The organism is Clostridium sp. AM22-11AC (genome assembly GCF_003473545.1).
Taxonomy (GTDB): Bacteria; Bacillota; Clostridia; order Lachnospirales; family Lachnospiraceae; genus Enterocloster.
On record NZ_QUCM01000001.1, the window covers coordinates 1 to 12,261 of the forward strand.

At 43.8% G+C, this 12,261-nt stretch carries 13 protein-coding genes; 2 read left to right on the forward strand and 11 right to left on the reverse strand.

Going from position 1 to position 12,261, the window contains the following annotated elements:
• Positions 1–404: 404 nt before the first annotated feature.
• On the forward strand, positions 405–1,760 hold the full coding sequence (locus DW251_RS00010) for an MATE family efflux transporter (RefSeq protein ID WP_021869088.1): 1,356 nt from the start codon (positions 405–407) through the stop codon (positions 1,758–1,760).
• 218 nt (positions 1,761–1,978) lie between these two features.
• On the opposite strand, the gene rplT is transcribed toward DW251_RS00010, so the two are convergent.
• From rplT to yqeC, 8 genes are all read right to left on the reverse strand, one after another.
• On the reverse strand, positions 1,979–2,335 hold the full coding sequence (rplT, locus tag DW251_RS00015) for a 50S ribosomal protein L20 (protein ID WP_021869087.1): 357 nt from the start codon (positions 2,333–2,335) through the stop codon (positions 1,979–1,981).
• A 29-nt stretch (positions 2,336–2,364) separates the two neighbouring features.
• A complete protein-coding gene (gene rpmI, locus DW251_RS00020) occupies positions 2,365–2,562 on the reverse strand; it encodes a 50S ribosomal protein L35 (RefSeq protein WP_021869086.1) in 198 nt (65 codons plus the stop codon).
• A 29-nt stretch (positions 2,563–2,591) separates the two neighbouring features.
• Positions 2,592–3,086 (reverse strand): translation initiation factor IF-3, encoded by a 495-nt coding sequence (gene infC, locus DW251_RS00025; RefSeq protein WP_021869085.1) that lies wholly within the window; start codon positions 3,084–3,086, stop codon positions 2,592–2,594.
• Positions 3,087–3,403: 317 nt separating this feature from the next.
• Positions 3,404–3,718 carry a DUF1540 domain-containing protein gene (locus DW251_RS00030; protein WP_118299868.1) on the reverse strand — a complete coding sequence of 105 codons (315 nt, stop codon included), beginning with the start codon at positions 3,716–3,718 and terminating at the stop codon, positions 3,404–3,406.
• 100 nt (positions 3,719–3,818) lie between these two features.
• Complete coding sequence (locus tag DW251_RS00035; protein ID WP_118299869.1) at positions 3,819–5,456, reverse strand: hypothetical protein; 1,638 nt, start codon at positions 5,454–5,456, stop codon at positions 3,819–3,821.
• Positions 5,453–6,874, reverse strand: a complete 1,422-nt coding sequence (locus tag DW251_RS00040) for an MATE family efflux transporter (RefSeq protein WP_118299870.1) — start codon at positions 6,872–6,874, stop codon at positions 5,453–5,455. Before DW251_RS00040 ends, DW251_RS00035 begins: the two co-directional genes overlap by 4 nt.
• Positions 6,875–6,927: 53 nt before the next feature.
• Positions 6,928–7,548 carry a nucleotidyltransferase family protein gene (locus tag DW251_RS00045; RefSeq protein ID WP_021869081.1) on the reverse strand — a complete coding sequence of 207 codons (621 nt, stop codon included), beginning with the start codon at positions 7,546–7,548 and terminating at the stop codon, positions 6,928–6,930.
• A 39-nt stretch (positions 7,549–7,587) separates the two neighbouring features.
• Positions 7,588–8,391, reverse strand: coding sequence for a selenium cofactor biosynthesis protein YqeC (yqeC, locus tag DW251_RS00050; protein WP_243034823.1), 804 nt, complete (start codon positions 8,389–8,391; stop codon positions 7,588–7,590).
• Between the two features lie 674 nt (positions 8,392–9,065).
• On the opposite strand from yqeC, the gene DW251_RS00055 reads away from it, so the two are divergent.
• Positions 9,066–9,350, forward strand: coding sequence for a DUF2325 domain-containing protein (locus tag DW251_RS00055; protein WP_118299871.1), 285 nt, complete (start codon positions 9,066–9,068; stop codon positions 9,348–9,350).
• A gap of 109 nt (positions 9,351–9,459) precedes the next feature.
• On the opposite strand, the gene DW251_RS18100 is transcribed toward DW251_RS00055, so the two are convergent.
• The 3 genes from DW251_RS18100 to yedF form a co-directional block, all read right to left on the reverse strand.
• Positions 9,460–10,632, reverse strand: coding sequence for an aminotransferase class V-fold PLP-dependent enzyme (locus tag DW251_RS18100; RefSeq protein WP_021869079.1), 1,173 nt, complete (start codon positions 10,630–10,632; stop codon positions 9,460–9,462).
• Positions 10,633–10,644: 12 nt separating this feature from the next.
• Positions 10,645–11,478 (reverse strand): selenium-dependent molybdenum cofactor biosynthesis protein YqeB, encoded by an 834-nt coding sequence (yqeB, locus tag DW251_RS18105; RefSeq protein ID WP_021869078.1) that lies wholly within the window; start codon positions 11,476–11,478, stop codon positions 10,645–10,647.
• A 67-nt stretch (positions 11,479–11,545) separates the two neighbouring features.
• Positions 11,546–12,166 carry a sulfurtransferase-like selenium metabolism protein YedF gene (gene yedF, locus DW251_RS00065; protein ID WP_021869077.1) on the reverse strand — a complete coding sequence of 207 codons (621 nt, stop codon included), beginning with the start codon at positions 12,164–12,166 and terminating at the stop codon, positions 11,546–11,548.
• Positions 12,167–12,261: the final 95 nt, after the last annotated feature.

Below are 12,261 nucleotides of genomic sequence, written 5' to 3' on the forward strand. Positions count from 1 at the left end.
ATGACCATGGACGAATACAAAGATTTAAGAAATGACATTGGCCTGGATGAAAATTCCAAAGTACTGCTCTTCTCTACAGAGGGCGATACCGATCCTGATCGTTACAAGAACATTGTATGAAAAGGCCTTGATAAATAATTACAAAACAGGAAATACATGTTTAAAACATAACCACTAAAAGAGATCCTTCTATGATATGTTCGATATCTATAGAAAGGATCTCTTTAATATCATAAATACTCATAAACAAAAGAAACTTTTATTTTTCCATCTCTTGTACACAATATCCCCTTATGCTATACTGAAGCTAGTGCTGATAACACAGAAAACTCTGTGTTATGGGTCTTTTTTTATCTTTATAAAATTTCATATATAAAATTATTTTTACGAATGGAGAAGTTTTTATGAAACAGCCATCTAAAGATCTGACTCAGGGATCCCTTTGGAAGAACATTTTTGTTTTCAGCATACCGCTGATGCTTTCCAATGTCCTCCAGGTTCTTTTTAATATGTCGGATATCGCCGTTGTAGGACGTTTTGCGGGGCCGTTAGCTTTGGGGTCCGTTGGTTCCACTGCGATCCTGGTAACGATGTTTACAGGCTTTCTCATTGGTCTGGCGGGTGGTATCAATGTACTTACCGCCCTCTATCTTGGCGCCGGGAAAAAGCAGGCTCTTTCCCATACGGTCCACTCTGCTCTTATCGTCAGTATCTGCAGCGGTCTGGCCCTGTTATTATTCGGTATCTGCTTTGCAAGACCTGTCCTTGAGATCTTACATACAAAGGAAGAACTGATCGACGGCTCTGTGCTGTATCTTCGCATTTACTTCCTTGGAATGCCTGCCCTGGCTGTTTATAACTGCGGTAATGCTATTTTCAGCGCAGACGGTGATACAGCAAGGCCGGTACGCTATCTGCTCCTTGCAGGCGTTTTAAACGTGATCATGAACCTGTTCTTCGTCGTCATCTGCAAGATGGATGTAGCCGGTGTTGCAACTGCCAGTGCCATATCCCAGTATGTATCTGCCGGACTGATCTTACGGGATCTGTTCTGTATCAATACAGATTACAGACTGCATTTATCAAAGCTCCGTCCGGACCCGTCAAAGACCATCGACATCTTAAAGATCGGTATTCCTTCCGGTCTGCAGAATGCTATTTTCGCCCTTGCAAACCTGTTTGTACAGGTAGGTGTCAATTCCTTCAGCGCCACTATGGTTGCAGGAAATTCTGCGGCTGCAAACTCCGACGGCCTGATCTATGACGTAATGGCAGCTATCTATACCGCATGCGCCAGCTTTATGAGCCAGAACCTGGGTGCCGGAAAACGTGACCGGGTATTAAAGAGCTATCTGATCAGCCTGCTGTATTCTTTCGGCATCGGAGGTGCTATGGGACTGCTCTTAGTTATCTTCGGAAAACAGTTCTTATCTCTGTTTACAGCTGATCCTGAAGTCATTACTGCCGGTCTTAAGCGCCTTACCATCATGGGCTTTTCCTATGGTGTTTCTGCTTTTATGGACTGCACCATTGCCGCTTCCAGAGCCCTTGGAAAGAGTCTGGTTCCCATGTTCATCGTGATCATGGGTTCCTGTGTATTCCGTGTTGTATGGGTCTACACTGTATTTGCCTACTTTAAGACGATCCCGTCTTTGTATCTGCTTTATGTTTTCTCCTGGACCATTACAGCCATTACAGAGATCATTTACTTCCTGCATGTATACAGAGGGATATTCCCCAAGGCGAACGCTGTGGCCTGATCTGATCACATCAGATTCGCTTCAAAACATTGTATTTATCCCAAAAATCTTCAAATACTGTCTGCTGCCAGTTCTGTTGGATGCAGGCGGTATTTCTTTACTTTGAACCTGCTACCGGCAGCTTCCTTCAGATGCATAAAATGCATGGCAACAAAAAAACACCAGGAACAACTTTTCAGTCATTCCCGGTGCTTACTATTTATAATAATTCTGACAGATTAAGCAAGTTTGCTCTTTGCCAGTTCTGCTAACTTAGCAAAACCTTCTGCATCGTTGATAGCCATATCGGACAGAACCTTACGGTTTAAATCAACCTCAGCCAGCTTTAAGCCGTACATGAACTTGCTGTAGGACAGACCATTGATACGAGCTGCTGCGTTGATACGAGCGATCCACAGCTGTCTGAACTGTCTCTTTCTCTCTTTTCTGCCTGCGTAGGAGCTGGTCAGTGCGCGCATAACGGACTGCTTAGCAACTCTGTACTGCTTAGAACGAGCGCCTCTGTAGCCCTTAGCCATCTTCAGGATTCTATTGTGCTTCTTCTTTGCGTTTAAACCGCCTTTAATTCTTGCCATCGGTAATTCCTCCTTCTACAATCTAAAACTTACAGATATGGTAAAATCTTCTTCATTGCCTTTACGTTAGTAGCATCGGTAACGATATCTTTTCTAAGATTTCTCTTTCTCTTAGTAGACTTCTTAGTTAAGATGTGAGACTTGTAAGCTTTATTGCGGACTAACTTACCGGTTCCTGTCTTTTTAAAGCGCTTTGCTGCAGCTCTGCTGGTTTTTAACTTTGGCATTGTAAATTTCCTCCTTAAAACTTTCTATTTTAACGTTTTGCAGTTAAAAACATAACCATGCTTCTTCCTTCCACCTTTGAGGGCTTATCTACTACTGCGATATCAGCCAGACTCTCAGCGAAATCGTCCAGAATGTATTTTGACTTGGACATATGTGCCATTTCACGACCGCGGAAACGAAGAGTAACTTTTACTTTGTCTCCCTTTTCCAGGAACTTTCTGGCAGCTCCTACTTTTGTGTTCAGGTCGTTAGTATCAATATTCGGGGACAAACGAACTTCTTTTACATCAATTACTTTCTGTTTCTTGCGGGCTTCTTTTTCCTTACGAGCCAGCTCGTAACGGTATTTTCCGTAATCGATGATCTTACATACCGGTGGTTTAGCAGTTGGTGCGATCTTTACCAGATCCAGTTCTGCTTCCTGTGCCAGCTTGAAAGCGTCTCTTGCAGACATAATTCCTAACTGTTCACCATTTTCACCGATCAATCTTACTTCTCTGTCTCTGATCTGTTCGTTAATCATTAATTCGCTAATAGTTGTACACCTCCATAGTCATGTTTTTGAATGAAGAGCAAAAATAAAGCGGATAGCCAGTGCCATCCGCAAAAATACATAATCTTTCACTGAAACCTTTATCTGTCTCTCAATACGATACCAGATAAAAATCAAACCAAAACATTCAGTTTTCAGTCAGTGTCTGAAATATGAACCCGGGTCACTTGCTCGTGCCAGGGTGAGGCGGATATACCTGCTTTCCTGTCAGTCGTTCTCACAACTTTTATTACTATACTCTATTTTATTTTCTTTGTCAATAGGTTTTTTATTTATTTTTTTCTCCGTTATCCCTGCTCAAAAGTACCGCAGCAGGTCTCTCCGCAGTCACAGGCGCCTTCTCCACGGATATCGATCTTTCCTGCACAGCAGCAGTGATCTTCATTATATCTGCAGCTGTCCGCATCACAAACCACATCCAGTTTGGACTCAGGCGTTTTAAAAAGATTTTTAAAGACTCCGCCTGTGTTTTCAGAAAAACTTGCGCAGCAGGTATCATCTGCACAGCGTGCATAAGCCCCGTCTACTGTAATAGAACTCTTACAGCAGCACCCTTCCGCATAGTGTACACAGTTTTTTGCGCTACATTCCAGTTTCGTCATAATCTGGTCCCTCCTGATCTTTCATTCAAACATTTCTTAGGTTTAAAGGTTACCAGACTATTATGTTCCGAAACTCTTTTTTTATTCTAAGCGCGCTTTTTTAACGGACTTTTGCGTTCATGGCACGTACTGCCTGGATACAGGAGCTTTCTGTTCCGTCCATATGGTACATGTCCCCCTGCGTAATGCCAGTATACACTTTTACATCATCTATGTATACTGTTCCTGTTCCCTGGGCTGAAATGACCAGTTCTCCTGCAGATGCAGTACCAAAGTTAAGGGTCACGGTCTGCGGACTGCCTGCAGATACAGTCTGCTTCTGTCCTCCTGCCTGCACCATGACCCGGCAGTTTCCTTCTCCTTCCAGCAGAAAACTTACATACAGGTTATTTTCTTCCATTCCTGCAGAGCGGTTGTGGATATCCTGGCTGATCCATCCGGAAACCGGAAGTACTGCCATCCTGCTTCCATTGTGCTCTTCTACTTTGCTCCCGCCGGAAAATTTCCAGCCCTGCTGTGCAAGGGCAAACTGGGAATTATACACTTTATTATCCCCGTAATCCCTGTAGGTCCAGATCCCGTATCCAAGTGTCTTTGCCTTAAACAGCTCTGCCATTCCATCCAGATAAGCCGCTTTCTCCGTTTCCAAAAGCTGGGCATTATGTTCAAAACCAGGTGTATTATCTGTAAATAAGAACTGGTCAATGTAGATCTTTTTCTGCTGGCTGCTCTGGAATAACCGGTCAAAATAAGAAGCTGCATTGGAAAGAGCCTGGGCTGCTGTTACTTTTTCCCCATTATTTTCAAATCCCATGGGAACGCTGAACATGGCACTGGCAAAGCCGGATGAGCCACAGGAAAAAGTAGCATCATGAGGAGCACCTTCTAATGTCCCGTCCAGCCGCCTTACCGGATCCACATCCAGACGCACTTCCATGGAAAGGTCCGGAAATACAGTCTGGGTCTCTGCAAGGATATCATTTAAAAAATGGTCATAAAACTGGAAAAACAATTTTCTTGCATAAGACTCTTTTGCCGGCAGATAGATTTCCCCATAAGAGTCAAAGGTATCCCTGTAGATCTCTCCTAATTCTTCTAATGTATAATGTTCTTTTACATACTGGGTATAGCCGCACTGTGCTGCCATTTTCCGTCCTGTGATCCCGCTTCCATAAAGGGTACTGCCATTTTCCGCAAAATTCCAGAAATCTTCCCAGGTAATAAAACCGCCGCTGAAATTGTCATAAGCAGACGCCTTTTCATACAACCGTTTTGCATAGTGAAGCCATGCTTTCTTTGTTTCACTGTCATAAAGCAGCTTTTCATAACGAGCCAGTACATTTTCACTGCTGTAATAGTCCCAGGTATATCCCACTCTTAACATGACCTTCAGATCCTGGGCTTTTGCCGCCTTCATTACCCGGTCAAACTTCTCCCATGCGTAGTCATTATAGTGTTCCGGCGCCATAGATGGCTGAAATTCCCTCCACGGTACTACAAGAATAATGCTGTTAAACCCATCTTCCCGGATCTGTTTTAACTCCTCATCCATATGGCTGCTTTCACTGTTCCAGAAATTGATCACCCAGTCATCCGAGTAATAGGTTGCAGACTTTAAATAACCATTTTCATGGTTCCCATGATCAGATGCTTTCGTAAATCCGGTACAGAACAAAAAAGCAGACGCTGCTGCTATAAGAACAGCGCCTGTTGTAACCCTTCGCAAATTTATCTTCATTTGTTTTTATCCCTTTCCCCTTTTGTAAGTTCCGGCCATACGGTGCAGAGCATGGTCACAAAGCATGCCGTTCCGCCGATAAAGTTGGACACCGGTTCTGCCATAAGAATGCCGTCCGTTCCCATATGAAACATGCTGGGTAAAATAATGATCAGCGGTATTACAATGATCACTTTACGGAAAATAGAGAAGAATACCGCATTTTTCGCTTTTCCAAGACCAACAAAGATGGCCTGTCCTGCAAACTGAAACGCCATCATGAAAAAGCCGAAGAAATAAATACGCATAGCCGGAATTCCCGCTTCCACCAGATCCCCGGTACGGTTGAAGATACGGATGAAAAACTCCGGAAATGCATGGACCAGAGACCACACTCCTAATGTATACAAAACAGAAACAGCAGATACAAACACAATTGCTTTTTTCACACGGCCGTATTCTTTTGCACCGTAATTATATCCCATCACAGGCTGGGAGCTGTGGGTAATGCCCTGGACCGGCATGGAAATGACTTCACGGACTGTATTAATGACCGTCATAATACCTACATATAAATCACCGCCTGTTTTCTGGAGCATGGCATTATACATGACCTGGACAGAACTGTTGGTAATGGACATGGTAAAGCCGCTCATTCCAAGGCCAATGATACGCAGGACCCTGGATCTTTTCAGTTTCATACAGTTCTTTTTCAGCTTTAAAATAGCCTTTGGACCTGTAAGGAATTTTAAGATCCAGATGGCGGAGATCAGCTGGGATAAGATCGTTGCCAGCGCTGCCCCACGCACACCCATGTGAAAGAAAAAGATAAAAACAGGATCCAGGATAATATTTGCAACTGCTCCCAATAATACAGTCATCATTCCAATGGTGCCAAAACCCTGGGAATTGATAAAGCTGTTCATTCCAAGGCCGGTCATAACAAAGATATTTCCCATCAGATAAATGGTGATGTAGGAGTCCGCATATCCGATGGTTGCGTCACTGGCGCCAAATAAATACAACATAGGCCGTTTAAATACAAGTCCCACCACAGTCAGGATAACTCCTACAACAACCATCATAGCAAAGGAATTTCCCATAATGGCTTCTGCCTCTTCATTGTTTCCCCGTCCTCTTTCAATGGAACACAATGGGGCACCGCCCATTCCAAACAGGTTTGCAAAGGCGATCACAATGGATATGATGGGCAGACACAGTCCAAGACCTGTCAAAGATATGGTCGCCTCATCTTTTAACTGGCCGATATAAAGCCGGTCTACAATGTTGTAGAGCACATTGATCAGCTGTGCCAATGTCATAGGCACTGCCAGTTTTAATATGTTTACAACAATGCTTCCCTGGGCGAAGTTATTCTTCTGTTGTTTTTCCCCTGCCTCTTCTTTTACTTCCTCTTTTACATTTTCTTTCTGTTTCATTTTTCTTCCCTTGTGCTTTTAAAACAATTCTGCTGTCTTTAATATCTGAAAGATCACGTATTTTCCAGTTCCAGGCGCAATGCAGTCAGATCTGCCGGCTGGTCAATATCTTTTAATTCTCTTTCATCCACTTCCATCATCCATATTTCCTGTGGATATTTCTGCATGATCTGGCGTCCGCCCTGATCTCCTTCCAAAGCAAGAAGCTCTTTTTTGTAGCGTCTACGGAATATATTAGGGCTGCCTCTGTGTCCCTTTGCACACACACAGCCGATCCCTTTTTTGCTTTTCATAAACTCACTGACAAACCTGGCTATGGTCTCTCCTGCCATACAGGGCTGGTCTGCCACAAAATACAGATATGCATCTGCATTATCCCAGGCAACCTCTGTGCCAAGTTTAATAGAAGCTGTAATTCCCTGGTCGCTGTCCTCATTAAAAAAGCGCTCTGCTTCCGGAACCTGCTCCACAGATCCGGACAGTACCCGTTCATACTGGCTGATGAGGATCAGCTGACAGTTGATCTTTTCCGTTTTTTCTAACAATTTCGCTGCCTTTTGCAAGCTTAAAAGCCCGTGAAGATACAACGGCTCGCCTCTGAATTCTGTGATCAGTTTGTTGGTCCCATAACGCTTTCCAAATCCGGAAGCCATATAGATCATTGATACCTTCATTGTACTTACCTCTTTTATCTTTTTATACAGTACATCCCCCTAAAACAGGTTAAATGACGTTTCCTTCCACAGTTCTCCTGTTAATATTCCCCGTTCTTCCTCCATTCTTTCCAGAATGTTTTTTCCATTTTCTTCCAGTTTCATGGTATCTGCCTGGTTAAAGACCGGGATCACCTGACTGTAAGGAAATTGTTGTCTCAATGGCTCTAAATACCCCTTTTTCATTAAAAGAGACATTTTCTCCTCTGTCATGATCCATTTTCCATCTTTTTGATCCTCTGGTATTTTTAAAAGCTGTTCTGACGGCTGCATCCTGAAACAGCAGTCGGCTGCCTGTTTTCCCAAAGCTCCAAGACCATAGATACAAAGGATCTGATCGGAATTTTCAGGGATCACCGGTTCTTTTGGTCCAGGCACTTTCACCGGAAGCCGTTTGGAACCATCTGCCTCCACTAAGATCACATCTGCCAGTTTTCCTGCTTTTTCATAAAACTCCCAGTCCCGGAAAGCGATCTTTCCCTCTTTGGCAGGACATCCTGCAACTGCTATCCCTTCTTTTTCCAGCATTTTTTCTACTTGTCCCAGATCCGGTTCCAATACTCCAAAATATTCCGGAACTGCCATATGGGTCGTAGTCATTACCAGCACACGGCATCCTTTTTCTCTGCCTTCCCAGGCCAGACGGCGTATATAAGAGGTTTTTCCCCCGCCTCCCACAAAAGAAAGAACAGGGGAATGGTCTGCCTGACCCGGATCTTTTTTTAACCGATCGTCTATAAAAAGCGCGGACCACAACGTATCCGTCTGTGTCCATTTTCCCTGTGTTTTTACAGAAATCTTCAAATAAATTCCCCCAAAATTTGTCTTTGGAGTAATTTTACCATAAATTCTTAATACCGTAAAGAAAACAGCTGTGTACAAATATAAAACAAATACAAAAAGACCTGAAACAGCGTCTGTTGATCCAGACTGTTTCAGGTCTTTGCTGGTTTTCAATTTTTATCTGTTATTATTTCTCACAGATTACTTTATACATATCGTAAGCTAAAATTCCAAATACAAATGTTACTGCGATTGCTGCCATGTTCTTGTCTTCCTTTCCTGAGTCGTAGTTTTTAATTCGTAGTTTTTATTGCTTAACCGGTTTGTTTCAACCTGTTGGATTGCTTTCTTAACTCTGTAAACAGTATAACCTAAAAATTTTTTAGGTACAATCCGCAAAAATAATAAGGTTTTTGAGAATATCTAAATATTTTTGTATATTATGCAAAAAGTTTTAGAATTAACAAGCCCGCCAAATTATTAACATGTTATTGAGAAAACTTATCATTTAATCCTATGGACATTTTCCTACAAATCATGTATGATTTTATCAAGAGTTAGTTAGCACTAACCATTCTGATACGAAACATATAACTTACCATTCCCCCATACATATAATACAAGAACATGTTCTAAATACACTTTTCAGGGGCACACAACACATTATATTGCACACACCAAAGGAGGCTACATTCATGAGCGTTGTTATCATCGGCGGACATGACCGTATGGTCAGCCAGTATAAAAAAATCTGTAAAAACTATAACTGCAAGGCAAAGGTATTCACTCAGATGAGTGCCAGCCTGGACAAGCAGATCGGAAGACCGGATCTTTTAGTTCTGTTCACCAATACCGTTTCCCACAAGATGATCCGCTGCGCTTTAGACGAGGTCAATGAGCAGGAGACCGAGATCGTGCGCTGTCATACCAGCAGCGGTACTGCTCTTACTGAGATCTTAATGCAGCATGTTCCGGCATAGAGACAGGCATGAACTAAAAAAATAAAAACAGGACTGTAACCAGAAATTCCCTGGTCCACAGTCCTGTTTTTTGTATTTTGAGATATTTTCTTTTGGGTTTTATTCCTTTTTAGTACTCTTTCAATGCCCGTACTGCACATTCCACCTGCTCTTCTGTATTAAAATGAGAAAAACTGAAACGCACAGCCCCCTGGTCCACAGTGCCTAAAGCCCCATGCATTAAAGGCGCACAGTGACCGCCGGAACGGGTATCGATCCCATATTCTGTTGACAGATAGTCGCTGACTTCCCCGGACTCTTCTTCTCCCAGGTTTAAAGACACAATAGCAGCTCTGTCTTTCTGTGAAAAATCCCCGTAAATGCGGATATCCGGGATCTCCTTTACCTGTTCATAGAAAAGCTGCATCAGCTTCTGTTCCCGGGCGCCTATGGCCTCGATCCCTTCTTCTTTTATGTAAAGAAGGGCAGCTCTCAGTCCGGCAATGCCATGCCCGTTTAAAGTACCTGCTTCTAACGCTGTAGGCATCACTGAAGGATGCTGTTTTTCAAAGGTAAGGATACCGCTTCCTCCTGATAATAAAGGTTTTACAGCAAGACCTTTGCGCACACACAGTCCGCCTGTTCCCTGGGGTCCCATAAGGCCTTTGTGACCGGTAAAACACAGCACATCAATATGGTTTTCTTCTATATTAATAGGAAAATGACCTGCTGTCTGGGATGCATCTACGATAAAAAGGGCTCCGGCCTGTCTGCACCACTCTCCTACTTTTTTTAGATCTGTACGATTTCCTGTAAGATTAGATGCATGGGTCATGACTACTGCCCTGGTTCCCGGTGTGATCGCTGCCTTAAGGGCTTTGTAGTCCAGTTTTCCAAGGCGTCTTACCCGTTCTTTTTCCTCTTCACCGGCACTTTCCGGTGCCTGTTCACAGCCAACAATGACCAGTTCTGCTCCCTGTTTTTCCATTTCATATAAAGGACGCAGCACACTGTTGTGTTCTAAAACCGTTGTCACTACCCGGTCTCCCGGTCTGATCAGCCCCTTAATGGCAATATTTAAGCTTTCGGTAGAATTGGCTGTAAATGCCACCTGCTCCGGACCATCTCCATGGAACATTTCTGATAAAAGGACCCGGGTCTCAAAAATGACTCTGGCTCCTGTAAGTGCTTCTTTATAAGCTCCTCTGGAGCAGTTTCCCATACTGGAAATGGCCTCTGCCACCGCTTCTGCCACACAGGGCGGACGGTAAAAAGAAGTAGCCGCGCTGTCCAGATAGATCATATGCTCCCCTCCTTAATATCCCTGCTTTTCCTCTAAGTACATCAGGCCCTCTAAAACAGAGCCTCCGATATTTCTTGCCTTATCAGAAATGGTAAAGCAGTTTTTATATTCACTTTCTCTCGGGTCGATATCTGCGATCTTAAAGCCAACTGTTACCGGATAAGCATCACGGATCAGACCGCGGACCAGACCGGTAAGAGTTGCCTCTACCTTGACCTCTTCCCCGTTTTCTGTGCAGATTACAGCAATGGTCTGTCCTTTTTCTACCTTATCACCGATCTTTACTCTGCCGTAAAGCTTTCCTTCTGCCGGTGAATGGATGACCCGTTCTTTTCCGTATCCGCCGATGATACCGGGAGTACCTGTATTGGGCGTAGCCGGTCCCTTTTCGATAATACGGCCCAGGTTATGGCCTCTCTGTGTTTCAACTACAAGATCTACATCTACACCTGCACTAAAACCAGGTCCCAAAGCAATGGTCTTATCTGCCATCTGGCGGTTTGTCCCCAGATTTTTCTTTGCCAAAATCGCATCTACTAAGGCCCATGGACGTACCTGTTTTAAGATATTGCACTCCGGATCTACTAAAAGAGGTACTTTCTTTTTCTCTTTTAATACCTCTTTTGCTTCTTCCCAGGACTCTACCTTTATACAGGTCACATCCTCAACCTTGCTCTCCCCGTCATAAACAGCTTCTGAAAGCGCCACCTGACGGCGGATCGCAGACGGTGTGGATATCTCCAGGATCACTACCGGATATCCGCTGCGGAAAAGCCGGCTGATGGTACCGGTAGCAATATCTCCCCCTCCTCTTACGATCACAAGCTGTTCATTTCTCTGTATCATATATTTACCTTCTCCTAAAAAATTATACTTTCTAAGTAAAAAAGAATGTGCCTTGGCACAAAATGCCTTATGGACGTACCACTACGCTGGCTTTGGTCATTTTCTCCACGATCTCATACATATTGGTAACACCGCCTACCTGACGCTTTTCAGCCAGTCCGTAGTGGTTTAAGCAGGTTCCACAGGTAAGGATCTCCACACCCTGTGCCTCTAAGGTCTTAAGGTCTTCCAGGTTGTCAGAACCTTCACAGGATAAGAAGGCACCGCTATTGTATAAAAGAATGGTCTCCGGCAGCATATCCTGCTGGGTCAGTGCAAATACAAAGCCCTTCATCAGAAGCTTTCCTAATGCCTCATCCCCCTGTCCCATCTGGTTGGAGGAAAGGACAACTACCATGCCTTTTCTTCTTCCATCTGGTGTGCAGGTCACTTCTTCTGCTGCAACTGGTGCTTCAGCAGCTTCACCATTTCCTTCTCCTGCAGTAATGGTAACTAAGAATTCACGCTCACCTGTCTTTTCAGAGCATACAGCAAGACCTTTGTGATCTGCCATTTTACTTAAGTTCTGGACTGCGATCTCGTTATCTACAACAACTTCTACCTTTTCTCCTGGTGCAGATGCCTCTAATGCTTTCTTTGCTTCAATAACTGGTAATGGGCACTGTTTTCCTCTTTCATCTAATCTCATGGTTTTCTTCCTCTCTTTCCATAAATCTGATATCCAAAACCTCCGTTGGCGGTTTATTGGCATGTATCTTGTCAAGCCGCCCGTGGGCGGCCATG